The 26,050-nt window shown below is 63.3% G+C and carries 22 protein-coding genes, 1 tRNA gene and 1 riboswitch; of the genes, 12 read left to right on the plus strand and 11 right to left on the minus strand.

The genetic code is table 11. From position 1 onward, the window contains the following. The first annotated feature begins 225 nt into the window (after positions 1–225). Entirely contained in the window at positions 226–3,714 is a 3,489-nt protein-coding gene (locus NKH89_RS08420; RefSeq protein ID WP_352547900.1) for a PAS domain-containing hybrid sensor histidine kinase/response regulator, read from the plus strand. A 3-nt stretch (positions 3,715–3,717) separates the two neighbouring features. Here NKH89_RS08420 and NKH89_RS08425 read toward each other — a convergent pair whose 3' ends face one another. Further along, a complete protein-coding gene (locus NKH89_RS08425) occupies positions 3,718–4,380 on the minus strand; it encodes a response regulator (protein ID WP_502893818.1) in 663 nt (220 codons plus the stop codon). A 118-nt stretch (positions 4,381–4,498) separates the two neighbouring features. Further along, positions 4,499–4,930: a hypothetical protein gene (locus tag NKH89_RS08430; protein WP_352493790.1), complete on the minus strand. Its 432-nt coding sequence runs from the start codon at positions 4,928–4,930 to the stop codon at positions 4,499–4,501. Positions 4,931–5,056: 126 nt separating this feature from the next. Here NKH89_RS08430 and NKH89_RS08435 point away from each other — a divergent pair, with 126 nt between their 5' ends. Both NKH89_RS08435 and NKH89_RS08440 read left to right on the plus strand, forming a co-directional pair. Further along, a complete protein-coding gene (locus NKH89_RS08435; RefSeq protein WP_352482472.1) occupies positions 5,057–5,407 on the plus strand; it encodes a DUF952 domain-containing protein in 351 nt (116 codons plus the stop codon). Further along, positions 5,404–6,480 carry a quinone-dependent dihydroorotate dehydrogenase gene (locus tag NKH89_RS08440; RefSeq protein WP_352482473.1) on the plus strand — a complete coding sequence of 359 codons (1,077 nt, stop codon included), beginning with the start codon at positions 5,404–5,406 and terminating at the stop codon, positions 6,478–6,480. Before NKH89_RS08435 ends, NKH89_RS08440 begins: the two co-directional genes overlap by 4 nt. A 3-nt stretch (positions 6,481–6,483) precedes the next feature. Here the strand turns inward: NKH89_RS08440 and NKH89_RS08445 are convergent, their stop codons facing one another. Continuing rightward, complete coding sequence (locus NKH89_RS08445; protein ID WP_352482506.1) at positions 6,484–7,908, minus strand: MATE family efflux transporter; 1,425 nt, start codon at positions 7,906–7,908, stop codon at positions 6,484–6,486. Positions 7,909–7,958: 50 nt separating this feature from the next. Between NKH89_RS08445 and NKH89_RS08450 the strand changes: the two genes are divergently transcribed. Further along, positions 7,959–8,861 (plus strand): histone deacetylase family protein, encoded by a 903-nt coding sequence (locus tag NKH89_RS08450; protein ID WP_352482474.1) that lies wholly within the window; start codon positions 7,959–7,961, stop codon positions 8,859–8,861. Positions 8,862–8,923: 62 nt separating this feature from the next. Here NKH89_RS08450 and NKH89_RS08455 read toward each other — a convergent pair whose 3' ends face one another. Next, complete coding sequence (locus tag NKH89_RS08455) at positions 8,924–9,187, minus strand: DUF6460 domain-containing protein (protein WP_352475918.1); 264 nt, start codon at positions 9,185–9,187, stop codon at positions 8,924–8,926. 132 nt (positions 9,188–9,319) lie between these two features. On the opposite strand from NKH89_RS08455, the gene NKH89_RS08460 reads away from it, so the two are divergent. Then, a tRNA-Gly gene (locus tag NKH89_RS08460) sits at positions 9,320–9,393 on the plus strand. A gap of 313 nt (positions 9,394–9,706) precedes the next feature. On the opposite strand, the gene NKH89_RS08465 is transcribed toward NKH89_RS08460, so the two are convergent. Continuing rightward, positions 9,707–10,696, minus strand: coding sequence for a LysR family transcriptional regulator (locus NKH89_RS08465; RefSeq protein WP_352482475.1), 990 nt, complete (start codon positions 10,694–10,696; stop codon positions 9,707–9,709). A 316-nt stretch (positions 10,697–11,012) separates the two neighbouring features. Here NKH89_RS08465 and chvE point away from each other — a divergent pair, with 316 nt between their 5' ends. From chvE to araD1, 4 genes are all read left to right on the plus strand, one after another. After that, positions 11,013–12,077 carry a multiple monosaccharide ABC transporter substrate-binding protein gene (chvE, locus tag NKH89_RS08470; RefSeq protein ID WP_023719486.1) on the plus strand — a complete coding sequence of 355 codons (1,065 nt, stop codon included), beginning with the start codon at positions 11,013–11,015 and terminating at the stop codon, positions 12,075–12,077. Positions 12,078–12,176: 99 nt separating this feature from the next. Next, positions 12,177–13,709: a multiple monosaccharide ABC transporter ATP-binding protein gene (gene mmsA, locus NKH89_RS08475; RefSeq protein WP_023719487.1), complete on the plus strand. Its 1,533-nt coding sequence runs from the start codon at positions 12,177–12,179 to the stop codon at positions 13,707–13,709. Further along, positions 13,706–14,998: a multiple monosaccharide ABC transporter permease gene (mmsB, locus tag NKH89_RS08480; protein WP_023719488.1), complete on the plus strand. Its 1,293-nt coding sequence runs from the start codon at positions 13,706–13,708 to the stop codon at positions 14,996–14,998. The genes mmsA and mmsB overlap by 4 nt, the downstream gene beginning before the upstream one ends. Positions 14,999–15,181: 183 nt before the next feature. After that, positions 15,182–16,174 carry an AraD1 family protein gene (gene araD1 / locus NKH89_RS08485; protein ID WP_352908594.1) on the plus strand — a complete coding sequence of 331 codons (993 nt, stop codon included), beginning with the start codon at positions 15,182–15,184 and terminating at the stop codon, positions 16,172–16,174. Between the two features lie 28 nt (positions 16,175–16,202). On the opposite strand, the gene NKH89_RS08490 is transcribed toward araD1, so the two are convergent. Continuing rightward, entirely contained in the window at positions 16,203–17,297 is a 1,095-nt protein-coding gene (locus tag NKH89_RS08490) for a 2'-deoxycytidine 5'-triphosphate deaminase (protein ID WP_352482477.1), read from the minus strand. Positions 17,298–17,440: 143 nt separating this feature from the next. Then, positions 17,441–17,518: riboswitch (SAM riboswitch) on the plus strand. Positions 17,519–17,588: 70 nt separating this feature from the next. On the opposite strand from NKH89_RS08490, the gene NKH89_RS08495 reads away from it, so the two are divergent. Continuing rightward, complete coding sequence (locus NKH89_RS08495; RefSeq protein WP_031194169.1) at positions 17,589–18,779, plus strand: O-succinylhomoserine sulfhydrylase; 1,191 nt, start codon at positions 17,589–17,591, stop codon at positions 18,777–18,779. Positions 18,780–18,813: 34 nt separating this feature from the next. Here the strand turns inward: NKH89_RS08495 and NKH89_RS08500 are convergent, their stop codons facing one another. Beyond that, on the minus strand, positions 18,814–19,968 hold the full coding sequence (locus tag NKH89_RS08500; protein WP_352908595.1) for a ceramide glucosyltransferase: 1,155 nt from the start codon (positions 19,966–19,968) through the stop codon (positions 18,814–18,816). 227 nt (positions 19,969–20,195) lie between these two features. Between NKH89_RS08500 and apaG the strand changes: the two genes are divergently transcribed. Continuing rightward, positions 20,196–20,588, plus strand: a complete 393-nt coding sequence (gene apaG, locus NKH89_RS08505) for a Co2+/Mg2+ efflux facilitator ApaG/CorD (RefSeq protein WP_352494020.1) — start codon at positions 20,196–20,198, stop codon at positions 20,586–20,588. A 76-nt stretch (positions 20,589–20,664) separates the two neighbouring features. On the opposite strand, the gene NKH89_RS08510 is transcribed toward apaG, so the two are convergent. From NKH89_RS08510 to NKH89_RS08520, 3 genes are all read right to left on the minus strand, one after another. Continuing rightward, positions 20,665–21,675, minus strand: a complete 1,011-nt coding sequence (locus NKH89_RS08510; RefSeq protein ID WP_023719494.1) for an Hsp33 family molecular chaperone — start codon at positions 21,673–21,675, stop codon at positions 20,665–20,667. Between the two features lie 117 nt (positions 21,676–21,792). Beyond that, complete coding sequence (gene argF / locus NKH89_RS08515; RefSeq protein ID WP_031194171.1) at positions 21,793–22,704, minus strand: ornithine carbamoyltransferase; 912 nt, start codon at positions 22,702–22,704, stop codon at positions 21,793–21,795. 14 nt (positions 22,705–22,718) lie between these two features. Continuing rightward, positions 22,719–23,918, minus strand: coding sequence for an aspartate aminotransferase family protein (locus NKH89_RS08520; protein ID WP_023719496.1), 1,200 nt, complete (start codon positions 23,916–23,918; stop codon positions 22,719–22,721). Between the two features lie 354 nt (positions 23,919–24,272). Here NKH89_RS08520 and NKH89_RS08525 point away from each other — a divergent pair, with 354 nt between their 5' ends. After that, a complete protein-coding gene (locus tag NKH89_RS08525) occupies positions 24,273–24,797 on the plus strand; it encodes a GcrA family cell cycle regulator (protein WP_023719497.1) in 525 nt (174 codons plus the stop codon). 69 nt (positions 24,798–24,866) lie between these two features. On the opposite strand, the gene NKH89_RS08530 is transcribed toward NKH89_RS08525, so the two are convergent. Beyond that, positions 24,867–25,874: a magnesium and cobalt transport protein CorA gene (locus tag NKH89_RS08530; protein ID WP_023677347.1), complete on the minus strand. Its 1,008-nt coding sequence runs from the start codon at positions 25,872–25,874 to the stop codon at positions 24,867–24,869. Between the last annotated feature and the right edge of the window lie 176 nt (positions 25,875–26,050).

Here is a 26,050-nt window from a genome sequence, read left to right on the forward strand (position 1 = left end):
CCTTTTCCTGACCGGCCGTGCTGCCGTCCACGCCCTCGGCATCGACCGGCAGGCAGAATAGCAAAAACCTGCGGTTGCGACAGGAGCAAAGACGTGTTTCCCCGGCCTGGATTGCGCGAAGCCGCGGCCATAATGCGCCGAAAGCCGCGATGGACTCGGTGGCCAAGCTGTGATTGCGTCTGCAAGGCCGGATGAAAAAGCCGGCGCAGGGAGGAAGTTCGAGGCGTGCAGGGCTGGTTCATCGTCATCATCGCGATCGCCTATGTGACGTTGCTGTTTGCTATCGCCAGCCTGGGCGACCGGCGCTCGACTTCATCCGGGCCTGGCCGCGCCCGGCCCTTTATCTATGCGCTCAGCCTCGCCATCTACTGCACCTCCTGGACCTTCTTCGGCTCGGTCGGGCTCTCCTCCGAGCGCGGCCTCGAATTCCTCGGCATCTATATCGGACCGGTTCTGGTGTTCGTGTTCGGCTTTCCGCTGCTGCAGCGCATCGTCAGGCTGGCAAAGACCGAGAAGATCACCTCGATCGCCGACTTTCTCGGCGCCCGCTACGGCAAGAGCTTCGCTGTCGGGGCGATCGCCACGCTGATCGCAACCATAGGCGCGGTGCCTTACATGGCGCTGCAATTGAAGGCGATCTCCGGCTCGGTCAGCCTGATGGTCGAGCACTATACCGGCTCGCCGCCGTCGTTCGATCCGTTCGTCAGCGACATCTCGCTTGTCGTTGCCATGCTGCTGGCGCTGTTTGCCGTGCTGTTCGGCACGCGCCATGCCGACGCCACCGAACACCAGGACGGTCTGGTGCTGGCGGTGGCGGTCGAGACCGTGGTCAAGCTCGCCGCCTTCCTGGCGATAGGCCTGATGGTCACGTTTCTGATCTTCGGCGGGCCAGGCGATATGTTCGACCGGCTCGCCGAAAACACGCAGGTGCGCCAGGCGATGGGCTACAACACCTCGCTCGCGACCTGGCTGGTACTGACATGCCTGAGCGGCTTTGCCATCCTCATGCTGCCGCGCCAGTTCTACGTCACCATCGTCGAGAACCGCAGCGAGGCTGAGCTGCGCACGGCGACATGGGTGTTTCCGCTCTATCTCGTGGCAATCAACCTGTTCGTGCTGCCGATCGCGCTGGCCGGCCTGGAACTGGTCGGCCCCAGGACCAGCAGCGACCTCTATGTGCTGTCACTGCCGCTGTTCAGCGGCCACGACGTGCTGGCCATGGCCGCCTTTATCGGCGGCCTGTCGGCGGCGACGGCAATGGTGATCGTCGAAAGCGTCGCGCTGTCGATCATGATCTCCAACGACCTGATCATTCCGCTGTTCGTGCGCCGGCTGCTGCGGACCACGACCTCAGAGAGCGAGGACTGGTCGACGCTCATCCTCAATGTGCGGCGGGCGGCGATCTTCATCATGCTGTTCATCGCCTTCCTCTACTACCGCGAGAGCACAAACAGCGCGCGGCTATCCTCGATCGGCCTGATGTCGTTCGCCGCGATCGCGCAGTTCGCGCCGGCAATGATCGGCGGCCTGGTCTGGCGCGGCGCCAACGGAAGGGGTGCGGCACTCGGCATGGTGGCCGGCATCGTCGTCTGGAGCTACACGCTACTGCTTCCCTCGCTCGCCGCGCCCGAGACCGGCATCCTCGTCCACGGCCTGTTCGGCTTCGATGCATTGCGGCCGCAAGCCCTGTTCGGCACCGTCGCCGAGCCGCTGAACCATGGCGTGCTGTGGAGCCTGTCGATCAACACGCTGTTTTTTGTGTTCGGCTCACTGTCGCGCGCGTCGGTGCCGCTGGAACGCATCCAGGCGTCGATCTTCGTGCCGCGCGAGGCGGGGCCGCTGCCGAGCCTGCGCCGCTTCCGCACCACGATCACCGTCAACGACCTCAAGGACACGATCGCGCGCTATCTCGGTGTCGAACGCACCGAGCGCTCCTTCCAGTCATTCGAGAAGAGCAGCGGCACTTCACTGCACGGCAACGAACAGGCCAGCATGGATGTCATCCGCTTCTCCGAGCAGCTTCTGGCCAGTGCCGTCGGCTCCTCCTCGGCGCGGCTGATCCTGTCGCTGCTGCTGCGCCGCAACGACCGCGAATCCAAGGACGCCTTCCGCCTGCTCGACGACGCCACCGAGGCGCTACAGCACAATCGCGACCTGCTGCAGATCGCACTCGACCAGATGGAACAGGGCATCACCGTCTTCGACCGCGATTTCCGGTTGATCTGCTGGAACCGCCAGTACCGGGCGCTGTTCGACCTGCCCGACGAAATGGGCCAGGTCGGCGTCTCGCTCGATCGTATCCTGCGCCACCTTGCCGAGCGCGGCGATATACCGCCAGACCAGCGCGTCACCATGCTGAACCGCCTGACCAGCTTCGTCAGCCCATGGCAGATGGAGCTGAAGACCAGCGGGCGTATCCTGGAATTGCGCTCCAATCCGATGCCGGACGGCGGCATCGTCGCCACCTATGCCGACATCTCAGGGCGCGTCGAGCAGGATCTGGCGCTGAAGCGCGCCAATGAATCGCTGGAACAGCGCGTGAAGAGCCGCACCGCCGAGCTCACCCGCGTCAACGAGGAGCTGGCGCAGGCGCAGATGCTGGCCGAAGAGGCCAATCTCGGCAAGACGCGCTTCCTCGCTGCCGCCGGCCACGACATCCTGCAGCCGCTGAACGCCGCCCGCCTCTATTGCTCGTCGCTGATCGAGAAGACCGGCAAGGGGCCTGCCGGCAAGGCGGCGATGAATATCGAATCGTCACTGGAATCGGTCGAGACCATCCTCGGCGCGGTGCTCGACATTTCGCGCCTCGATGCCGGCGCGATGAAGCCGGACGATACGAGCTTCGGCCTCGACGGGCTGCTGCGCCAGATCGGCAACGACTTCCGGCCGCTTGCCGCCGAAAAGAAGCTCGAACTCTCGATCATGCCGTCGTCGCTCAGCGTCATGACGGATCGAAATCTGCTGCGCCGGCTGATCCAGAACCTGGTCTCCAACGCCATCAAATATACGCGCCATGGCCGCATCCTGGTCGGCGTGCGGCGGCGCGGCGAACTGGCCGAGATCCAGGTTATCGACACCGGCATCGGCATTGCCGGCGACAAGCTCAACACCGTGTTCCGCGAATTCACCCGGCTCGACGAGGGCATGCGCGAGGCGGAAGGCCTCGGCTTGGGGCTCTCCATCGTCGACCGCATCGCCCGCGTCCTGCGCCTTGAAATCCGGATCTTCTCCAATCCCGGCAAGGGCACGCGCTTTTCCGTGCTGCTGCCGGTGGCGGCCGTGCAGGCACCGCGGCGCGAGGCCGAGGCGAAGCCGCCTGCCCGCGCTACGACCTCGCTTGCCGGGCTGCATGTGCTCTGCATCGACAATGACGGCCGCATCCTCGACGGCATGCGGCTGCTGCTCGAGGGCTGGGGCTGCAGCGTCGATACGCTTTCCGGCGCGGAGGATCTCGACAGGTCCGCCATGCATCGGCCGGACATTGTGCTTGCCGACTATCATCTCGACGACAAGACCGGCCTCGAATTGATCGCCCAGTTGCGTGCGATCCATGGCGAGGACCTGCCGGCCGTGCTGGTCACCGCCGACCGCTCCAGCGAGGTTCGCGCCGCCGCCGGCAGGCTCGACGTGCCGGTGATCAGCAAGCCGTTGAAACCGGCGATGCTGCGCTCGATGATGGCCAGGGTCAGGCCGCTGGCGCCGGCGGCCGAATAAGAATCAGCCGGCGGCCTGCACCGGGTCGCTGCCGATCTTGGACAAAAGGATGACCGCCTGGGTGCGGCTGTCGACGCCGAGCTTCTGCAGGATGGCCGAGACATGCGCCTTGATCGTCGCTTCGGAGACGCCGAGCTCATAGGCTATCTGCTTGTTGAGCAGTCCCTCCGCCAGCATGCCGAGCACGCGCGTCTGCTGTGGCGTCAGCGCCTGCAGCCGCTTGATCAGGTCGGAAATCTCGGGATCGCGCTCGACGCCGAGATCGACCCCGGCGGGTGCCGCGATATCACCTGCGAGCACCGACTGCACCGCATTGCGGATCTCTTCCATGCTGGCCGATTTGGAGATGAACCCCGAGGCGCCCAGGTCGAGCGCGCGCCGGATCGTCACCGGATCGTCATGCGCCGAGACCACCATCATCGGCACCGCCGGATGGATGCCGCGCAACGAGATCAGGCCGGAAAGGCCGCTTGCGCCCGGCATCGAGAGGTCGAGCAGGACCAGATCGACATCCTCATTGGCCAGGACCAGCGCCTTGGCGCTTTCGAAATCGCCGGCCTCGTGAATGGCGGCAACATCTCCGATGCCGGCGAGTGCCTCCCTCAATGCACCGCGAAAAAGCGGATGATCGTCGGCGATGACGAATGTGTAGCCCAACGGTGATATCCCTCCCCGAATCCCGTTGGCGATTTTCCGCCTTGCAGGATCTGAACGATCATAACGCTACGCCGCTGTTCGGCGTGGCCGGCTTGCTATTCCCGCCCTAGGTCTTTTTGCGAATTGCCTAGGTCTTTTGCGAATTGGGCTTGGCGCCGTCTTCGTCCTTGTCCATGTCCTTGACGATATCCATGAAGCTGCGCAGGAAGCGCTCCATGTAGCCCATCGTCTTGTTGAAATCCTCCTCGCTGGGCAAAGTCGATTCGAAACGCGCGGCAAGCGAATTTTCGAGCTTGGCGACGCGTTCGTCGAGCGCCTTCACCGAATTTTGCAGCCGGTCGATCTGATCCTGGAAGGCGGCACGTTCGTCGGCCGCTGTCTTGCAGACGAGCTGACCGGAACGCTCCTCGCAGAGCGACATGGCGCCGGTCTGCGTATCCATGCGCACATAGCCATTGGCCGATTTTTCCAGCCGGTAGCGATCGGCTTCCTCGGAAAAGGCCGAAGCTGCGACAAGCGAGACCAGTGCTGCGGGGATCAAGACGTGTTTCAGACGCATGTTTTCCTCCATGAGCCAGTCGGCGCAATCTATCACAGTTTGCGCCGGAATTGGGGAAGAACCTGAAATGGGGAAGAACGCGGACCTGCCCTTCCCCGCGTCGTCGGTTCGGACTATAGCGCAACGATGTCCGAGATCATCTACAAGATAGTTCCCGAGGCGCTGTGGCGCGAGGCTGAACGAGAAGGCCGCTTCACCGGCGCGCCGATCGACGTCGCCGATGGCTTCATCCATTTTTCCACCGCCGGGCAGGTTCGGGAAACGGCAGCCAAGCATTTCGCCGGCCAGAGCGGGTTGCTGCTGGTCGCCGTCGACGGCGCGCACCTCGGCGATGCGCTGAAATACGAGGTCTCGCGCGGCGGCGCCTTGTTCCCGCATCTTTATGGCGGGCTCGGCCTCGATGCGGTCGTCTCGGTGCAGGCATTGCCGCTCGGTGCCGACGGCCGGCACGAATTCCCGGCGCTGGAGGCCGAATGAGCGCGTTCGACCGGATCGGCCAGAAACTGCTGTTCACGCTCGATCCGGAAACCGCGCATGGGCTGTCGATTGCCGCGCTGAGATGCGGCCTGCCGGTCGCCGGGCGCCCTTTGCGAGACGACAAGCTAAAGGTCAGCCTTTGCGGGCTCGATTTCCCGAACCCGCTCGGCATGGCCGCCGGCTACGACAAGAATGCCGAAGTGCCGGACGCACTGCTCGGCCTCGGCTTCGGCTTCGCCGAGGTCGGCACGATCACGCCGCTGCCGCAGACGGGCAATCCGAAGCCGCGCATCTTCCGGCTGCCTTCGGACGGGGCAGTGATCAACCGGCTGGGCTTCAACAATGAAGGCCACGCCGCCGCGGAAAAACGTCTTGCTGCCCGCAAGGGCCGCGCCGGCGTCGTCGGCGTCAACGTCGGGGCCAACAAGGACAGCGCCGACCGCGTCGGCGACTATGAGCGCGGCGTGATCAGGTTTGCGCGATACGCCGGCTATCTGACGATCAACATCTCCTCGCCAAACACGCCGGGCCTGCGCAACATGCAGGCGCGCGAACAGCTTGGTGAACTCCTGTCGCGGGTCATGGCCGCGCGTGCGGCGGCACCGGCAAAGCCGCCCGTCTTCCTCAAGATCGCGCCGGACCTGGTCGAGGCCGAACTGGAGGACATCGCCGCCGAGATCACCGACAAGCAAATAGACGGCGTCATCATCTCCAACACCACGATCGCGCGACCCGGCCTGCGCAACGCCGGCATTGCCGGCGAGACCGGCGGGCTTTCGGGAAAACCCTTGTTCGAGCGCTCGACCATCGTGCTGGCAAGGATGCGAAAACTGCTTGGCCCGGATTCCGCCATCATCGGCGTCGGTGGCGTCGATTCCGCCGAGACGGCGCTGGAAAAGATCCGTGCCGGCGCCGATCTCGTCCAGCTCTATACCGGCATGATCTATGCCGGGCCGGCGCTGCCGGGGCGCATTCTTTCCGGCATGGTCCGTTTCATGGACAGTCAAGGGCTGAAATCGCTGCGCGAGCTTCGCGACAGCCGCCTCGATCACTGGGCGACGAAACCGCTTTAGCGATCAGTTAAAGGCCGTGCGCACCCGCAGCCGCAATGTAGCGAGCAGGCTAAAGCCGCGCACCAGCAGGAACACGTGCAGCGCGGCCCACAGGCCGTGATTGCCGAACGCCGGTGCCAGGATCAGCAACGCGGCGCTGAACGCCAGGAACGACAACAGCATCATGTTGCGCATGTCGCGCGACCATGTCGCGCCGATGAACACCCCGTCCATCTCGAAGGCCAGCGCGCCGCTGAGCGCAGTGAACGCCGCCCACGGCAGGTAGATGTCGGCAATGGCGCGGACGTCTGTCGAGGTCGTGATCAGGGCGATCAGATCCGTGCCCTCCAGCAACAAGAAGAGCGTCGCAGCGCCGGCCAGACCGAGCCCCCAGAACAGCGTCAGCCGCACCGCCTGGTCAAACGCCGTGGCGGCACGGGCGCCGATGGCGCGCCCGGCGAGCTGTTCGGCGGCGGTGGCGAATCCATCGAGGAAATAGCCGGCAACCAGGAAGAGGTTCATCAGCACGGCATTGGCGGCCAGCGTCAGAGTGCCGAACTGCGCGCCCTGGCGGGTGAACAGCGCGAAGGCGGCGAGCAGTGAGAAGGAGCGGATCATGATATCGCGATTGAGCGACATCATGCGCAGGAATGCCGCCAGATCGAGCACGCGATGGCGTGGCAGCCTGGGTGCGGCCCAGAAGCGCCGGCCGACGATGGCGAGACCAAGCAGCATGGCGACGAATTCGCCGGTGAGCGTCGCCCAGGCGACGCCGGCAACACCCCAGCCAAGCTCCAGGCCAAGCAGGAAGCAGAGGGCGATGTTAATGCCGTTCAGTATCAATTGCAGCATCAGCCCTAGCCCGCCCTCGCCGCGCCCCAGCACATAACCAAGGATGGCGTAATTGATAAGCGAGAACGGTGCTGCGAGCATCCTGATGCGGATATAGACGTCCATCGCCGCGCCGACGCGCGGCTCGGCGCCGATGAACCATTGCCCGGCAGCCGAAACCAGGGGCGCAAGTGCGGCAAACACGATGCCGGCGACGACCGCGATCAGCACGGCGCGCCAGAACACCGCCTGCTCCTCCAGTGCATCGCCGCGCCCGAAGGCCTGGGCGACGAGGCCGGTGGTGCCGGAGCGCAGGAAGTTGAAGGTGGTGAAAACGACGTCGAAGATCAGGGCGCCGGCCGCCAGGCCGCCGAGAAGGGCGGCGTCGCCGAACTGTCCGACCACCGCCGTGTCGACAATTCCGAGCAACGGCGTCGTCAGATAGGCAAGCGTCATCGGCACGGCGATGGCGAGCACCGAACGGTTGGTGACGACGAAAGCCCTGGCTTCGGTGACGTGGGCTTCGGTGGGTAAAGCCTGCTCCAAACGTGTGTTGCTTCCTGTTGCGGCTTGATCGGCTAGCCGATGTGCCCCAGTTTGCGGACCTCGCGCAACCATCCATCCCGGCATGGTCAACCGAAACCCGCCTCTGGCGCACCGGCCGTCCCATGTCCTTGCAGATCGTTCATCATCCCGATTACGACGCCGGTTTCGCCGTCAACCACCGCTTCCCGATGAGCAAATATCCGCTGCTGATGGACGCCTTGCGGGCACGCGGCCTGGCGCGGCCCGAAGCGCTCAACACACCAGCGGTGGCGCGGCCATCATGGCTGAAGCTTGCCCACGCGGCAGACTATGTCGACCAGGTGCTTGCCTGCGACGTGCCGGTGAGGATCGAGCGCGAGATCGGCTTTCCCGTGGGACCGCGGGTTTCGCTGAGGGCGCAGCTCGCAACGGCCGGCACGGTGATGGCGGCGCGGCTGGCTTTGCTGAACGGAATCGCTTGCAACACGGCCGGCGGCAGTCATCACGCGCGGCGCGCGCAAGGCGCCGGCTTCTGCACCTTCAACGACGTGGCCGTTGCCGCGCTGGTGCTGCTCGCCGAAGGTGCCGCCCAAAACATCCTGGTCGTCGACCTCGACGTGCATCAGGGCGACGGCACGGCGGATATCCTGAACGACGAGCCGCGCGTGTTTACCTTCTCCATGCATGGCGACCGCAACTACCCCGCGCGCAAGATCGCCTCCAACCTCGACGTCGCCCTGCCCGACGGCACCGGCGATGCAGCCTATCTGGAGCGGCTGGGCGCCATCCTGCCGGAGCTGTCGGCGCGAAAGCGCTGGGATCTCGTCTTCTACAATGCCGGCGTCGATGTCCATGCCGAGGACCGGCTCGGCAGGCTGGCGCTGTCGAATGACGGGCTGCGCGCCCGCGACGATATGGTGATCCGCCATTTCCGCACGCTAGGCGTCCCGGTGTGCGGCGTTATCGGCGGCGGCTATTCGACGGATGTCGCAGCACTTGCCGCACGCCACGCCATCCTGTTCGAGGTGGCTGCGGGCTACGCGTGAAAGGCTGTTTGTTTGAGCATGATCTTTTCCGAAAGCCGGTTCCCACTTTTTGGGATCATGCTCTACTTCCTGAAATTGGCGATCCTGAGCAGGATGAAGGCCGGCACGACGATCGCGGCACCGAGCAGGATGTAGCCGAGGAAGCGGTCGATGGCGTGGAAGCCCAAATTCCACAGGTCGATGAAGAATTTGCGGATGCCGTAGAGCACGTCCATCGGCGACCAGCCGAAGGCGTTCATGACCAGGCCGACGAGGAACGACACCACAAGCAGCTTCAAGATCACCCGGAGCGGCGTATCGCCGAGAAAGCGGTTCAGTGCGGACAAGGCCTGTCTCCACAGTCGGGTGCCGCGATTCGGGCACATGCCCAGAAATACGCAGTTGACCGCCCGGCATCAAGCCGAGCCCTCAAACCGGCTTGCGCATCGGCGCCGGGCCATGATATCGGAGGAACCAGCGCGGGTATGATGTAATGGTAGCTTGTCAGCTTCCCAAGCTGAACGCGCGGGTTCGATTCCCGCTACCCGCTCCAGCTTTTGCCACACGGGTTGCGCCTGAGTTGGCGATGTTGAAAACTTGCGGCTTTACAGGCAGTTTTACAGCTGCTGGCCGTCCTTCATCTGTTTGGCCGATGTGCCAGTTCGTCGAATATCTCACATTGAGGGTCGGCGGGGCCTCGAATGACCCCAACCGGAATGTCTACCCTTGGCCCGCTGGCTTCTGCTGGCGGGCTTTTTTTGAGCATCACGCAGCAGTTGTGGCCGACGTGCATCGGCGCCGCTGCTGGTGGGCCTGTCTGGTCGTCTGGCCGGCCACGGGATGCGCCCCGCTACCCGCTCCAATCCTCAGCCCACCTCCCGCAAAATAAAATCGTGCAGCATCTTGGCCGCCGGCGACAGCGCGCGGTTCTTTACCGTGATCAGGCTGTAGGGCCTGACCTCGATGTCGAACTCGGTCTGGACGACGTCGATGGCGCCGTCGAGCCCTTCGGGGTTCTGAATGAACTTCGCGACCTGGATCGACACCGGCGCGATCGCGTCGGATTGCGCGACCATGACCAGAGTCAGTAACAGCGAGCTGGTGTTGAGGATGCGATCCGGCAGCGCGATGTTGCGGTTCAAAAAGTTGCTTTCCATGGCTTGGCGCAGCGGCGAGCCGCCCGACTGGAAAACCCAGTCATAGGCGGCGGTGTCTTCCAACCGCACTGCCTTGCCCTTGGTCAGCGGGTGGCCGCGGCGCACGATCAGGCAGGCCTTCTCGACGCCGATGACGCGGGCCTCGAACAGCCGCGGATTGAGGTCGTCGGGGATGCGGGCGATGATGAAATCGTGCCGAGAGGCGATCAGCTCGCGCGCCAGCACGTTCGAGGTCTCGACCTGCATGGTGATCTCGATGCGCGGATAGAGGCGCCGGATCTCGCGGATCGCCGGCACCGCCAGCTCGATCGCCGGTGCCGTGACCGCGCCCAGGAACACCGAGCCGCCCTTGCCCGCCTTGAGCTCGAAGATCTCGCGGTCGACCTCGCGCATCTCGAGCAGGATCGACCGCGCGCGCCGTGCCAACGCCTTGCCATAGGGCGTCAGCGTGATGCCACGCGGCAGCCTTTCGCAGAGCTTGACGTCGAGCACCGCCTCCATCTCGGCGATCATGCGCGAAGCCGCCGGCTGCGAGATGTTCATGACCTGGGCCGCGGCACTCACCCGGCCGTGCTCGTCGAGGGCTGCGATCATACGCATGTGACGCAGGCTCAAGCCGCTGCGCAGCAGGGTTCCGCCATCGCGCGGAATCTCATCGTAACCGGCTGATATTCCACCAGGATTTCGCAGCGCCGCCATGATTTTTCCCTACTCCTACGCCCGGCGCGCCAGCTGGATCCGGCAGCGTCGTCACTAGCCTAAGCCATATCAGTCTCGATATAGCAATCATCAAAGATCGCATTTGACAGTTATGGCAAAGCGACACACCCTTCGCGCGTCCTGAGACTTGACGGTCGGTGACGAGGGAAAACTCGTATCGATTGAACCAGAGTTTCGGGGCCGATTGGGAGGATACCGGAGATCGATTGACGGCAGCGGCGCGTTTGGCGCTCCTGCACGATTGCGCGGCCCACGAAACCCAAGGGTACGCGTCCATCAACCAGGGAGAGTTAATGTGAAGATTATCAAGACACTGGCCGCCGTCGCGGCCCTAGGCATCGCGGCTATGACGCTGCCGGCGCAAGCGGGCGAAGGCCTGGTCGGCGTGCTGATGCCCACCAAGACCTCGCAGCGCTGGATCAACGACGGCGACGCCGTCAAGTCCCAGCTCGAGGCTCTGGGCTACACTGTCGACCTGCAATACGCGCAGGACGACATTCCGAACCAGCTCAGCCAGCTGGAAAACGAAATCACCAAAGGCCCGAAGGCGCTGATCATCGCTTCGATCGACGGCACCACGATGGGGGATGCGCTGCAGAAGGCGAATGACGCCGGCGTCGTCGTCGTCGCTTACGACCGCCTGATCAAGAAGACGCCAAATGTCGACTACTACACCACCTTCGACAATTTCGGCGTCGGCGTCATCCAGGCCAAATCGCTGCTCAAGGGCCTCGGCTATCCCGAGAAGAAAGGCCCGTTCAACATCGAGCTGTTCGGCGGTTCGCCGGACGACAACAATGCGTTCTTCTTCTATAACGGCGCCATGTCGGTTCTTCAGCCGCTGATCGACGACAAGACCCTCGTCGTGAAGTCCGGCCAGATGGGCATGGACAAGGTCGGCACGCTGCGCTGGCTGGCGGCAACCGCCCAGGCCCGCATGGACAATCTGCTCTCCGCCAACTACTCGGACGGCAGCCGCGTCGATGGCGTGCTCTCGCCCTATGACGGCCTGTCGCGCGGCATCATCGCTTCGCTGCGCGCCGTAGGCTACGGCACTGCCGATCAGCCATGGCCGATCGTCACCGGACAGGACGCCGAGACCGCTTCGGTCAAGGCGATCATCGCCGGCGAGCAGTATTCGACCGTGTTCAAGGACACCCGCGAACTCGCCAAGGCGACGGTCGAACTCGTCGACAAGGTGCTCTCGGGCGGCAAGCCGGAAGGCCTCGACACCACGACCTACAACAACGACGTCAAGGTCGTTCCCTCGATCCTGTTGACGCCGCATGACGTCGACAAGTCGAACTACCAGGCGCTGGTGGTCGACTCCGGCTACATCAAGGCCGAAGAACTGAAGTAATCGCGGTTACAAAGCCTGGGGTCCTGCGCAGGCAGGGCCCCTTTTCGTTGGCGAGCCAGCCCGGTATTGTTTGCGGACCTCGCAGGAGTGGTATTCTCAATGGCATCGACGATTTTGGAGATGCGCGACATCACCAAGACGTTTCCCGGCGTCAAGGCGCTGTCGAACGTCAAGCTCATGGTCGAGGAAGGCGAGATCCATGCCGTGGTCGGCGAGAACGGCGCCGGCAAGTCGACGCTGATGAAGGTGCTGTCGGGTGTGTATCCGTCCGGCACCTATGACGGCCAGATCATCTATCGCGGCGATGAGTGCCATTTCAAAGGCATCCATGACAGCGAGCGCAAGGGCATCGTCATCATCCACCAGGAGCTTGCGCTGGTGCCGATGCTGTCTATCGCCGAAAACATATTTCTCGGCAACGAGCAGGCCAAATACGGCGTCATCGACTGGAATGCCAACGAGACGCGCACCAGCGCCCTGCTCAAGAAGGTCGGCCTCAAGGAAGACCCCAACACGCTGATCACCAATATCGGCGTCGGCAAGCAGCAGCTGGTCGAGATCGCCAAGGCGCTCAGCAAAGAAGTGAAGCTGCTCATTCTGGACGAGCCGACGGCGAGCCTGTCCGAAAAGGACAGCCAGGCGCTGCTCGATCTGCTGCTCGAATTCAAGCGGCAGGGCATCACTTCGATCCTGATCTCCCACAAGCTCAACGAGGTGAACCGGGTCGCCGACAAGGTCACGATCATCCGTGACGGCCGGACCATCGAGACGTTGGCCAAGAAGGACATCTCGGAGGACCGCATCATCACCTCGATGGTCGGCCGTTCGCTCGACGACCGCTACCCGCCGCGAGAGCCGAAGATCGGTGAGACCGTTCTCGAAGTGAAAAACTGGTCGGTCTACCATCCCATCCATGCCGAGCGGCAGGTCATCAAGGGCATCAACCTCAACGCCCGCAAGGGCGAGGTGGTCGGCATTGCCGGGCTGATGGGCGCCGGCCGGACCGAGTTTGCCATGAGCCTGTTCGGCCGGTCCTATGGCCGTCGCATCACGGGCGAGGTGTTCCTTAACGGCAAGCCGATCGATGTCTCTTCGGTGAGCAAGGCGGTGGAACACGGCATCGCCTATGTTACGGAGGACCGCAAGACCTACGGTCTCAACTTGATCGACCATATCAAGCATAACATCACGCTAGCCAACCTGCCCGGCGTCTCGCGCCATGGCGTTATCGACGATTTGCGCGAGCTTTCCGTCGCCAACGATTATCGCGGCAGGACCAATATCCGCGCCTCAAGCGTCTACCAGATGACCGGCAACCTTTCTGGCGGCAATCAGCAGAAGGTGGTGCTGTCGAAATGGCTGTTCGCCAATCCGGAAGTGCTGATCCTCGACGAGCCGACACGCGGTATCGATGTCGGCGCCAAATATGAAATCTATACGATCATCGCGCGTCTCGCCTCCGAGGGTAAGGCAATCATCGTCATCTCGTCGGAAATGCCCGAACTGCTCGGCATCACCGACCGCATCTACGTCATGAACGAAGGACGCATCGTCGGCGAAATGGCGGCGAGCGACGCCAGCCAGGAAAAGATCATGCGCGCCATCGTCCGTGGAGAAGGGAAAGCATCATGAGCACCGAAAGCGCTCCCGGGCCGCAAACCGGCGTCGCCCAGGATATACAACAGGCACCTCGCATTGCCGTCTCGGCGCTGGTCACCAATCTGCGCGAATACGGGTTGGTGCTGGCGTTGATCGCAATCATGGTGTTCTTCCAGTTCACCACGTCCGGAACGCTGTTCAAGCCGGTGAACCTCAGCAATCTCGTGCAGCAGAACAGCTTCATCATCGTGATGGCGCTGGGCATGCTTCTGGTGATCGTTTCGGGCCATATCGATCTCAGCGTCGGCTCAGTCGCCGGCTTCATCGGCGCACTGGCGGCGATGATGATGGTTATCTGGCCGCTTGGCCCATTGAGCAATCCGCTGGTGGTGTCGATCATCTGCCTGATCGTGGGTGGCGCGATCGGCGCGGCACAAGGCTACTGGATTGCCTATCACCGAATACCGAGCTTTATCGTCACGTTGGCGGGCATGCTGATCTTCCGCGGCATCTGTCAGGCGCTGCTGGGTGGCGGGTCTTCCGTGGGGCCGCTTCCAGTCGGCTTCAAGGCACTGAGTTCCGGCTTCATTCCGGACCTGATCGGCCCATTGACGCTGATACCACCGACCGTGAACGCCGCCGGCAAAACCATTGTCGGCAGCGGCCTGACGCTGCACCTGACGACTATCGTGATCGGCCTCGCCGCCGTGCTCGCCTATGCCTATTTCGGGCTCAGGGCGCGGCGCACCCGCGAGCGGCATGGCTACGAAGCCGAGCCTTTCTCGCTGTTCGTCGTCAAGACCCTGGTGATCAGCGGGCTGGCACTGTTTCTGGTCTACCAATTCGCCACCTATAGGGGCCTGCCCATCGTTCTCATGGTGATGGGCGTGCTGATAGCGTTGTTCGTCTTCGTTACCAAACGCATGACGATCGGACGCCGCATCTATGCGATGGGCGGCAATGCCAAGGCAGCCCAGCTATCGGGCATCAAGACCGAACGGCTGACGTTGATGGTGTTCATCAACATGGGCGTGCTGTCGGCACTCGGCGGCCTGATTATCGCGGCGCGCCTGGGGCAGGCGGTGCCTGCGGCGGGCCTCGGCAGCGAACTCGACGTCATCGCCGCGGTGTTCATTGGTGGCGCTTCGGCGATGGGCGGCGTCGGCCAGGTCATCGGCGCGGTGGTCGGCGGTTTCATCATGGGCGTCATGAACAACGGCATGTCGATCATGGGCGTCAATGTCGATTGGCAGCAGGTGGTCAAAGGCCTGGTGCTGCTCGGCGCCGTCGTCTTCGACGTCTACAACAAGAACAAGGCTTGAGAGGCAACCAGGAGGCATACAGGTCACATCGCGGCGCTGCCGGGCGGCGCGAAGAAGTCCCCCGAGGGACCTGACCCGCGAGCGCAATCCGGACGAAGAATTTCAACCGCGGCGTGGACAGGGTCCGAGCCGCGCCGGGCAGGGTTTGCCAAGAAGGCAGGCCGCAATTCAGAGAGGGTTACCATGCTGATCTCACAGATCCTCGACGACGCCGAGACGATCCGCGTCGTTGCCCGCAACGGCGGCAAGACCCGCGTCATCAACGGCGCTCGCAGCGTCTATTCGCTGGCGATGGAAGCCGCGCGCACCGGCACCGGGCTTGTCGCCCTGATCGAGCGCAAGGGCTTCGGCGAAACCGTCGATCTCGACGCAGCCTACAAGAAGGGACGGCTGCTGTCGCCGATCAACCATCCCGATCCGGCGCATCTCCATCTCACCGGCACCGGGCTGACGCATCTCGGCTCCGCCGCGACCCGCGATTCCATGCACAAGAAGCTCAGCGATGGCGGCGAGGAACAGCTGACCGATTCCATGAAGATGTTCCGCATGGGGCTGGAGGGCGGCAAGCCGGCGAAGGGCCAGATCGGCGTGCAGCCCGAATGGTTCTACAAGGGCAACGGTACCATGGCAGTGGCGCCCGGCGCGGCGCTCATGTCGCCCGCCTTCGCCCAGGATGCCGGCGAGGAGCCGGAAATCGCCGGAATCTATGTGATCGGCGACGACGGCGCCCCGTTCCGCGTCGGCTTCACGCTGTCGAACGAGTTTTCCGACCACGTCACCGAGCGCGTGAATTATCTCTTCCTCGCCCATTCGAAACTGCGCAACGCCTCGTTCGGGCCGGAGATCCTGATCGGCGACCTGCCGTCCGACATTCGCGGCGCTTCACGCATCCTGCGCCACGGCAAGCTGCGTTGGGAAAAGCCGTTCCTGTCGGGCGAGGCGAACATGTCGCACACCATTGGCAATCTCGAGCATCACCACTTCAAATACTCGGCCTTCCGCCAGCCGGGCGACGTGCATGTGCACATGTTCGGCACGGCGACGCTGTCCTTCGCCGACGGCATCAGGACGGAGGCCGGCGACGTGTTCGAAATCGAGGCGCAGGATTTCGGCCTGCCGCTGCGCAACCCGCTCGAAATCGAGCAGCCGGTGAAGGTGGCGGTGAAGGCGCTTTGAGCCGGCATAGCCGCAAGTAAGGGGAAGCTCAGCGCGCCGCGCGGAAATGCTTGGACAGTTTTAGGCCCTGCGCCTGATAGTTGGAGCCGAGATCGGTGCCGTAGAGTGCCTGCGGCCGTTTCAGCATGTGCTCGTAGACCAGCCGCCCGACGATCTGGCCATGGTCGAGAATGAACGGCACTTCGTGGCTACGCACCTCGAGCACCGCCCGGCTGCCGGTGCCGCCCGACGCCGAATGGCCGAAACCGGGGTCGAAGAAACCGGCATAATGGACGCGAAACTCGCCGACCAACGGATCGAAGGGCGTCATTTCGGCGGCGTAGAGCGGCGGCACATGCACCGCCTCGCGTGACACCAGGATATAGAATTCGTCCGGATCGAGCACCAGCTCGCCGGCACCGCTCTTGTAGAGCGGCTCCCAGAAATCGACGACATCCTGCGCGGCGCGCTTGTCGACGTCGACCAGGCCGGTGTGGTGCTTGCCGCGATAGCCGACCAGCCCGTCCTTGTCACCGTCGAGGTCGATCGACAACGCGATGCCGCCGCCTGAGATGTTGGGCGGCTCGGTGGCGACCAGCATCTCGGCGCGATGCAGGTCGTGCAGTTCGCTTTCCGACAAAAGCGCATTGCCGGTGCGGAACCTGATCTGCGACAGCCGCGAGCCGGTGCGCACGACGATCGGGAAGGTGCGCGGGCTGACCTCCAGATAGAGCGGGCCTTCATAGCCGGCGGCGATCTTGTCGAACTCGTGGCCGCGGTCGGTCATTACCCGAGTGAAGATGTCGAGCCGCCCGGTCGAGCTCTTCGGGTTGGCCGAAGCCGAAATATGCGCGGGCAGCGCCAGGCTTTCGAGCAGTGGCACGATGTAGACGCAGCCGGTTTCGAGCACGGCACCTTCGGCGAGGTTGATCTCGTGCAACTTCAGCCGGTCGAGCTTGTCGACAACTCTGTGGTCGGGGCCGGGCAAGAAGGAAGCACGCACGCGCCAGGCCTTGTCGCCGAGCCTGAGGTCAAGGCTGGCCGGCTGGATCTGGTCGGCATCGAGCGCGCGCGGCGATTTCAGCGCGCCCGTCTGGAACAGCGCGGAAATATCCCGATCGGGAAGAATGCCTGTCTGCCGCAAGGGTCTGGCTCCGTTCGAACACCGGGCGAGGTCTTGTTTCGTCACAGGTCCTTGCCACAAACCGTGGACGCCTTTGGCACCTGCTTGGTACAACCGTCTTAATCATGCCGGCAATTGACGCAAGCGTGGTGCGGGTCTAAAGCTCGTTATCCCGTGGTGATTTGGCCGGTCGGCTTGCAGCCACGTTAAACAAGTCGCTAAAGGACCGTCGGGCCGCAAGGCCATATGGACCGGTTGCGACTTTCGCGACCGGTTTTTTGTTGTTTGGACCATTTTTGGTGTTTGGATAGAATGATGACCAAGAAGCGCGACTGGAAGCCTCAGACCGCACTCGTGCATGCCGGGACGCTGCGTTCCGGCTTCGGCGAGACCTCCGAGGCGATGTATCTCACCCAAGGCTATGTCTACGAGACGGCGCAAGCGGCGGAAGCCCGCTTCAAGGGGGAGGAGCCGGGCTTCATCTATTCGCGCTATGCCAATCCGACGGTCGACATGTTCGAAAAGCGTATGTGCGCGCTGGAAGGCGCCGAGGACGCGCGCGCTACGGCGTCCGGCATGGCGGCGGTGACGGCAGCGCTGCTGTGCAGCGCCAGGGCGGGCGACCATATCGTGGCGGCGCGCGCACTGTTCGGCTCCTGCCGCTGGGTGGTCGAGACGCTGGCGCCGAAATACGGCATCGGGGCAACGCTGGTCGACGGCACCGACGTCGCCAACTGGGAACAGGCGGTCAAGCCGAACACCAAACTGTTCTTCCTGGAAAGCCCGACCAATCCGACGCTGGAGGTGGTAGACATCGCCGCCGTCGCGGCACTTGCCAACTCGATCGGCGCCAGGCTGATCGTTGACAATGTCTTCGCCACGCCCTTGCAGCAAAAACCCTTGCAGCTCGGCGCCCACATCGTCGTCTATTCGGCAACGAAGCATATTGACGGCCAAGGGCGCTGCCTTGGAGGCGTTATCTTGTCGGACAAAAAATGGATCGACGAGAACCTGCATGACTATTTCCGCCACACCGGCCCCAGCCTCTCGCCCTTCAATGCCTGGACCCTGCTGAAAGGCCTGGAGACGCTGCCGCTACGCGTCCGCCAGCAGACGGAAAGTGCCGGCCGCATAGCGGATTTCCTCGCCGAGCGCCCGCAAATCGCCCGTGTCATCTATCCCGGCCGTGCCGACCACCCGCAAGCGGCCGTGGTCAAGAAGCAGATGTCGGGCGGCTCAACGCTGATCTGCCTGGATGTGAAGGGCGGCAAGCAGGCGGCCTTTGCTTTCCAGAACGCGCTCGACATCGTGCTGATTTCCAACAATCTCGGCGACGCCAAGAGCCTGATCACCCATCCGGCGACGACCACACACAAGAACTTGACCGATGAGGCCCGCGCCGAGCTCGGCATCGGGCCGGGCACGCTCAGGCTTTCCGTCGGCCTGGAAGATACCGACGATCTGCTCGAAGATATCGAGCAAGCGCTGAGAGCCGCCGGATAGGGCTGACCGAACAGAGGTGAGCGGGGGGCGCCGATCAGGCGCCGGACGGGGTCTCTTCCAGCTCCGCGACGGCCTTGGTCTGGATGGTCATAACGTTGCCGCGCCAGTCGACGGCGCCGCTCAGCCAGCCGCGCGCCCATATCGCCGGCAGCATGCAGTCGCGAACCATCATCGCCAGGATGGTGCGCAGCGACAGGTGCCATCCTTTGAACCAGGCCAAGGCACATTCCGGCAGGTAGGCCGCGACCAGCACGGCGATGGCGGTTGCCGGCAGGCTGACGCCGGCGTCAGCCGCCGCGATCAGCGCAAGCAGCAGCGGCGGCGCCGCGCCGATCAGGATCTCGGGGGCGAAGAACAGCGCGAAGGTGACGCGGCGCAGCCGCGCCCAACGCGCCTGCCGAGACCAGATCTCGCCAAGCGTGCGCCGGCCGAGCGGCTGTTCGAAGGGCGAAGCGACAAGATTGACGCGAAGTCCGAGCCGGTTGACCAGCTTGGTCGCGGCGGCGTCCTCGGCGATCTCGGCGGCCAGTGCGCGGATGCCGCCATTGGCGTCAAGCATCGGCTTGTTCCACAACATGCTCTTGCCCTGGGCGAAGCCAAGGCCGAGCGCCTCTCCAGCGTACTGCCAGCGTGCCTGCAGTGTGTTGAGAAAGGCGCATTCGATCTCCCCCCAAAACCCTTCAGGCCGCGAGCCGATCGGCGTCGAGCAGACGAGGCCGGTGTCGGGCCGCCATGCCGCCATCAGCTGCTGGACATAATCGCTCGGCATAAGCACGTTGGAATCGGCAAGGATGACCCAGCGATAAAGCGCCGCTTCCCAACCCTTCACGCAATTGTTGAGTTTCGGATTGCCGCTGATGCGGTCGTCGCCGACGAGCAGCCGGGCGCGTATAGCCGGAAAACGCGCCATTGCAGTGGTGATCGACTTGACCACGGGGTCGTCGGCATGGGCGACGCAGAAGATGAGTTCGTAGCGCGGCCAGTCGAGTGAGAAGGCGCGCTCCAGCGTCTCCTCGGTAAACGGCTCGACGCCGCGCGCCGGGACGACGATCGATACCGGTGGCACGGTGGCGGCCGGCGATGCGATCCTAGCTGCTCGCTTCAGCTTCAGCGAAGCTAACAGGATGCTGGCGAGATTTGAAAGAAGGAGAGCTATGGAAAAGAGGGCGGCTGCGAATGTCGGTTCCATCGAGATCTGGTCACTCCAGAAATGCTGGCCGCATGACGGCCGTTTTCAACAATTCGACAGAACACCGAGTCGCCCGGCACAAGCCTGCACACCATCATTGTCATGTGTCACTTAAATGACATTGTTTTTCGGCACCTGCGCTTGAGTCGGGCAAGGAGATGACGCGCATCGTTGATCAAACTGCGCTGAGCGTCGAAAGTTCCGTCTACATTGCTTTGGAGCAGTTCATGTACAGCGCCGTCACCCGCAACATCGAAGTGCAGGTCAGGCCGTTCTATCTGGAGGATCATTCCGACCCGCCGCAAAACCGCTATGTCTGGGGCTACCAGGTGACCATCGACAATCGGTCGGACGAGTTCGTGCAGCTTCTGTCGCGCTACTGGCACATTACCGACGGCACCGGCAAGGTCGAGGAAGTGCGCGGCCCCGGGGTCGTCGGCGAGCAACCCGGACTCAAGCCCGGCGACAGCTATCAGTATACGTCTGGATGCCCGCTCTCGACCCCGTCCGGCATCATGGTCGGGCACTACACAATGCGCAACAAGCGGGGCGAGACCTTCGACGTCGCCATCCCCGCCTTCTCACTCGATTTGCCAGGCACGCGGCGCACCGTCAATTGACGTTCACTTTGATTCCTCTTCCCGCCTTGCGGGGCGAGGAACCCAAGTTCTGCGAAGGCAGCCGCACTGACGCTCGTTATTGAGCCGCTGCAAATTCCGCCGGGTCGAAGTCATATTGCTTCGAGCAGAATTCGCAGGCGACGTGAATGCTACCATCCTCGGTGCTGTCTCTGATCTCCTCGGCGGAAAAACCCTCGAGGATGCCGCGGATCTTCTCCCTCGAGCATGAGCACTGGTCGGCGACCGGCACGCCGCCGAAGACGCGGACACCATGCTCGTGGAACAGCCGGTAAAGCAGCCGCTCGGCGCCGATAGTCGGATCGATCAGCTCGGTCGGTTCAATAGTACCAAGCAGCGCCAGCAGTTCCTGCCAGGAATTGTCGGTCGGGTCGTGGATTTCCTCACGCGGATCGCCGTCGCCCCCGGGAAGGTCGGGTACGCGCATGCGTTCCGGCGACTGCGGCAGGAATTGTGCCAGCAGGCCACCGGCGCGCCATTGCTCGCGGGCACCGCCGACGCCGGGCGTCAGAAGCTTGGCCACCGAAAGCCGTAGGTCGGTCGGAATCTGCTCCGATTGGCGGAAATAGGTGCGTGCGGCTTCTTCCAGCGTGACGCCGTCGAGCTGGACGATGCCCTGGTAGCGTTGCGTGTGGGCGCCCTGGTCGATTGTCAGCGCCAGGACGCCGCTGCCGAGCAGCGTCTGCGGCGACGTCTCGCCGGCAGCCGTCAAAGCCTCCAGCCGGTCGGCATCGAAGCGGGCATAGGCGCGCAGCGCGTGCGGCGTGGAGAAATCCGCGACCAGCATATCGACCGGCCCGTCGGTGCGGGTCTGCAGAATGAACTTGCCCTCGAACTTCAACGAAGTTCCGAGCAGGACGGTCAGCACACAGGCTTCGGCCAGTAGTCGTGCCACCGGCTCGGGATACTCGTGGCGGCTGAGAATAGCGTCGAGCATCGGCCCGAGCTGGACGGTACGGCCGCGCACGTCGAGCGGGCCGACCTCAAACGGCACGACATGGTCGTCGCCGGCGTAGCCGAACTCGCCGAGCTTGGGTTGATGTTCAGCCAATTGACGAGTTTCCAACATGACAAAGCTCCGGGGCGCGGCGATGCCGCCCTCCGGGGCGCATGCGACGAGACGCGCTCGATTTGCGTGATGCGCCTGAGATAGGCACCACGAACTCCCGGATCAAGGCGGCCCGGATCAAGCGCCCAGGCACCAGGCCAAAACCGCCTTCTGGGCGTGGAGCCGGTTCTCGGCCTCGTCGAACACCACCGAATGCGGCCCATCGATGACCTCGTCGGTAACCTCCTCACCGCGATGCGCCGGCAGACAGTGCATGAACAGCGCGTCCGGCTTGGCTTTCGCCATCAGGGCCGCGTTGACCTGATAGGGCAAGAAGACATTGTGGCCGCGCGCACGGTGCTCCTGACCCATCGAGACCCAGCAGTCGGTGACGATGCAGTCGGCCTCGTGAACGGCCTCCTCGGGCGAACGAGTGAATTTCAGCTTGCCGCCATTGGCCTTCGACCAGTCGACATGCCTCTGAGCCGGTTCGCTGCCTTCGGGCACGGCGACGTTCAGCTTGAAGCGGAACCGCGCAGAGGCCTCCAGTAAAGAATGCAGGACATTATTGCCGTCGCCGGTCCAGGCGATCGTCTTGCCGGCCACCGGACCGCGGTGCTCTTCGAAGGTCATGATGTCGGCCATCAACTGGCAGGGATGGGTTTCGTCGGTCAGCCCGTTGATGACGGGCACCGTAGCGTTTTCCGTCAGTTCCAGCAGCCGGTCATGCGAGGTGGTGCGGATCATGATGGCATCGACATAGCGCGACAGCACCTTGGCCGTGTCTGCAATAGTCTCGGAACGGCCAAGTTGCATCTCGGTGCCAGTCAGCATGATCGTCTCGCCACCCAACTGCCGCATGCCGACGTCGAACGACACGCGCGTGCGCGTCGAGGGCTTGTCGAAGATCATCGCCAGCACCTTGCCTTCGAGCGGCTTGGTGCGTTCGCCGGCCTTGAGCCTCGCCTTTCGCACAGCTGCGTCGTCGAGCATGAAGCGCAGATCGCCTTCGGAAACGGCGGAAAGATCGGTGAAGTGGCGAAGGGACATCAGGAATTCCAGGATTACTTCGCGGCGGCAGCGACGATGGCATCCGCCAGGCTCTTGGCGCCGGCACGAATGCGCTCGAGCCCCTCGTGGATCTCGGCATCGGTGACGGTGAGAGGCGGCAACAGACGGATAACGTTGTCGCCGGCCGGAACCGTCAAGAGATGCTGGTCGCGCAGTGCCACCGTAACCTTGGTGTTGGGCATCGCGCATTTAAGGCCGAGCATCAGGCCGGTGCCCCTGATGCTTTCGATAACGTCCGGAAATTCGTCGGCGACACCGGCCAGCCCCTGTTTCAAGAGCAGCGCCTTGCGCCGGACGTCATCGAGAAAGCCGTCTTCCAGCACCACGTCGAGCACGGCGTTGCCGACCGCCATGGCCAGCGGATTGCCGCCGAAGGTGGTGCCGTGCACGCCGGCGGTCATGCCGGCCGCTGCCTCGTCGGTGGCGAGGCAGGCGCCCATCGGGAAGCCGCCGCCGATGCCCTTGGCCACCGCCATGAGGTCGGGTGTGACACCCGCCCACTCATGCGCGAACAGCTTTCCGGTGCGGCCGACGCCGCATTGGACCTCGTCGAAAATCAAGAGCAGTCCGTGCTGATCGCAGAGCTGCCTGAGCCGCTTCAGCGATTGCGACGGCACTTGCCTGATGCCGCCCTCACCTTGCACCGGCTCGATCAGGATCGCCGCGGTTTCAGGCGTGATCGCCTTTTCGGCGGCGTCGATGTCGTCGAAGCCGACTTGGTCGAAGCCGTCGACCTTGGGGCCGAAACCTTCCAGATATTTGTACTGGCCGCCGGCGGCGATGGTCGCCAGGGTGCGGCCATGGAAGGCGCCTTCGAAGCTGATGGTGCGGAAGCGCTCGGGATGGCCCTTGACGAAGTGATAGCGCCGCGCCGTCTTGATGGCGCATTCAAGCGCCTCTGCGCCGGAATTGGTGAAGAACACCTTGTCGGCGAAGCTGGCGTCGGCCAGCCGCTCGCCGAGCCGGCTCTGTCCCGGAATCTCGTACAGATTGGAGACGTGCCAGAGCTTGGCGGCCTGTTCAGTGAGGGCCGCGACCAGATGCGGATGGCTGTAGCCCAATGAATTCACGGCGATGCCGCCTGCGAAATCGAGATATCGCTCGCCCTTGTCGGTGACCAGCCAGGTGCCTTCACCGTGGTCGAAAGCCAGGGGTGCGCGAACAAAGGTCTCGAAAAGCGCCGAACCGCTCATTATATGCGTCTCCGGAACCGGAAAATCAAAAAGCCGCCAAAGCGGCGGCCCTTGTGGCTTATCGTGTTTTTCGGCCGTGAAGTCAACGAAAAGGTCGCGCAAGGACGTGCGGCAAGCCCCCCAGCACAATGCCGGCTCATAAGCGACCGGGCAAGTTGGGGAAAACCGAAAAAACCGATTCGTGTTGGCCTTGGGACTCTTGTCACCGAGTCAGCGCATAAGGTAATTGTAGTAGAGAAATAACTAGATTTCGTGCGGCGGACCTAATCACCCGATATATGTGGTGTCTGCCCGGCAGAAGCCGGGTCGGGAATGGATTCCGATTGCCGCACTTTTCAGCAGGAGCGCGGTCTCATGAACTGGACTGACGAGCGAGTCGAACTTCTCAGAAAATTGTGGTCGGAGGGTCTCAGCGCCAGCCAGATCGCCGCACAGCTTGGTGGGGTCAGCCGCAATGCGGTCATCGGCAAAGTGCACCGGCTGAAACTGTCCGGCCGCGGACGCACAACCGCATCACCGGCACGCCAGAAGAAGACGGTACAGGGATCGACGATCCAGAAATCGGTGTCGCGGGCAGCAAGCGCCACGCGCCATGCCACCACGTCGATGTCGATCGGTGCGACCGCGCTCAAGGCGCAGTTCGATGCCGAACCGGTGTCGCGCCACTATATCCGCCCGGTCGAAAACGTCGTCGTGCCGATCTCCCGGCATCTGCAACTCGTCGAGCTGAACGAGCGCACCTGCAAGTGGCCGAATGGCGATCCGCTTTCGGAAGACTTCCATTTCTGCGGCAACGACGCCGCCGAAACCGGACCCTACTGCAAGTACCACGCCCGGGTGGCGTTCCAGCCGGCGTCGGAGCGGCGGCGGAGCAGGTGAATGGTGGCGGCTTGAGCCTGGCGTAAGAAGCAAGGCTCCCATTTAGCCCTATTCACTATTCACCTCTCTTCAAAGCCACCCATTCTTGCGAAACCGCCAGTAAAGAAACGTGCAGATCAGGGCGATTGCCGCCAGTACGGCCGGGTAGCCATATTCCATCCTCAGTTCCGGCATGTCGCTGAAATTCATGCCGTAGATGCCGGCGAATGCTGTCGGCACGGCCAAGATGGCGGCCCATGAGGCAAGCTTCTTGGAGATCGCCGTCTCCTGACTCTGGCCGACCAGAAGGCTCGCCTCGAAGGCGAAGGCGAGAACCTCACGCAGGCTGTCGATCTTTTCCTGGACCGTGCGGATGTGGTCGGTGACGTCGCGAAACAGCGGGTGCATGGCTGTATGGATTTGCGGCAGATCGGCGCTGGTCAGCCGCCGGCAGACCTCCACCAGCGGCAGGGCCGCATTACGCAGGCGCAAGAGATCGCGGCGCAGCATGTAAAGCCGCTCGATGTCGGAGCCGGTCATCGGCTTCAGCAGAACCTTGTCCTCGATCGCCTCGACCTCGTTTTCGATCTGCTCGAGCACCGGCATGTAGTTGTCGACGATGAAATCGAGAATGGCGTAGAGGACGAAATCCTCGCCCTTGGCGAGGGAATGCGGACAGCTTTCCCAGTGCTGGCGAACGGCGGCGTAGGAGGTCGACGGGCCATGCCTGACGCTGACAATGTAGCCAGCGCCGACGAACAGATGCGTCTCGCCGAAGGTGACACGGCTGTCGATCAGCTGCGCCGTGCGGGCAACGATGAACAGGGCATCACCATATTGCTCGATCTTCGGCCGTTGGTGCGGATGCTCGGCGTCCTCGATCGCCAACTCGTGCAGATGGAATTGCGCCTGGACGCGCAGCAATAAATTGCGGTCGGGCTCCAGCAGTCCGATCCAGACGACATGGCCCGGCTTCCCGGCCCATTCGCCGGCTTCCTCGATCGGTATGTCGGCGATGCGCCGCCCAGCCGTATAGACGCCGCAAGCTATTATGCCCGACATCGGCGGCGCGGGAGCAAACTCGCGGACATATTCCATCCCAGCCTCCTGAAGGCAGGCTTTCATCGCGGAACTGAGAAGTCGGCGCGTCGAAAGCTTAGCGCAATTTGCTCTCAGGTGGCGAATCCGAAATTCGCATTAGTGTCGAGCAGCAGGGGAGCTGCTTTTCGGATTTGAGAGCCACTCCACCAAGTGGCAACTCTAGCGGCCACCAC

This window comes from Mesorhizobium sp. M0923 (genome assembly GCF_040319365.1).
Classification (GTDB): Bacteria; Pseudomonadota; Alphaproteobacteria; order Rhizobiales; family Rhizobiaceae; genus Mesorhizobium.

What these genes read in the sequence shown, in the direction of transcription:
- araD1 (WP_352908594.1), top strand. Translation starts at nt 15,182, where the DNA reads ATGCTGATCTCACAGATCCTCGACGACGCCGAGACGATCCGCGTCGTT.
- NKH89_RS08465 (WP_352482475.1), bottom strand. Translation starts at nt 10,696, where the DNA reads ATGGCGGCGCTGCGAAATCCTGGTGGAATATCAGCCGGTTACGATGAG.
- NKH89_RS08445 (WP_352482506.1), bottom strand. Translation starts at nt 7,908, where the DNA reads ATGGTTGCGCGAGGTCCGCAAACTGGGGCACATCGGCTAGCCGATCAA.
- NKH89_RS08450 (WP_352482474.1), top strand. Translation starts at nt 7,959, where the DNA reads ATGTCCTTGCAGATCGTTCATCATCCCGATTACGACGCCGGTTTCGCC.
- NKH89_RS08530 (WP_023677347.1), bottom strand. Translation starts at nt 25,874, where the DNA reads ATGGAATATGTCCGCGAGTTTGCTCCCGCGCCGCCGATGTCGGGCATA.
- NKH89_RS08430 (WP_352493790.1), bottom strand. Translation starts at nt 4,930, where the DNA reads ATGCGTCTGAAACACGTCTTGATCCCCGCAGCACTGGTCTCGCTTGTC.
- NKH89_RS08510 (WP_023719494.1), bottom strand. Translation starts at nt 21,675, where the DNA reads ATGTTGGAAACTCGTCAATTGGCTGAACATCAACCCAAGCTCGGCGAG.
- NKH89_RS08525 (WP_023719497.1), top strand. Translation starts at nt 24,273, where the DNA reads ATGAACTGGACTGACGAGCGAGTCGAACTTCTCAGAAAATTGTGGTCG.
- NKH89_RS08440 (WP_352482473.1), top strand. Translation starts at nt 5,404, where the DNA reads ATGAGCGCGTTCGACCGGATCGGCCAGAAACTGCTGTTCACGCTCGAT.
- apaG (WP_352494020.1), top strand. Translation starts at nt 20,196, where the DNA reads ATGTACAGCGCCGTCACCCGCAACATCGAAGTGCAGGTCAGGCCGTTC.
- NKH89_RS08435 (WP_352482472.1), top strand. Translation starts at nt 5,057, where the DNA reads ATGTCCGAGATCATCTACAAGATAGTTCCCGAGGCGCTGTGGCGCGAG.
- mmsB (WP_023719488.1), top strand. Translation starts at nt 13,706, where the DNA reads ATGAGCACCGAAAGCGCTCCCGGGCCGCAAACCGGCGTCGCCCAGGAT.
- NKH89_RS08495 (WP_031194169.1), top strand. Translation starts at nt 17,589, where the DNA reads ATGATGACCAAGAAGCGCGACTGGAAGCCTCAGACCGCACTCGTGCAT.
- NKH89_RS08500 (WP_352908595.1), bottom strand. Translation starts at nt 19,968, where the DNA reads ATGGAACCGACATTCGCAGCCGCCCTCTTTTCCATAGCTCTCCTTCTT.
- mmsA (WP_023719487.1), top strand. Translation starts at nt 12,177, where the DNA reads ATGGCATCGACGATTTTGGAGATGCGCGACATCACCAAGACGTTTCCC.
- NKH89_RS08520 (WP_023719496.1), bottom strand. Translation starts at nt 23,918, where the DNA reads ATGAGCGGTTCGGCGCTTTTCGAGACCTTTGTTCGCGCACCCCTGGCT.
- argF (WP_031194171.1), bottom strand. Translation starts at nt 22,704, where the DNA reads ATGTCCCTTCGCCACTTCACCGATCTTTCCGCCGTTTCCGAAGGCGAT.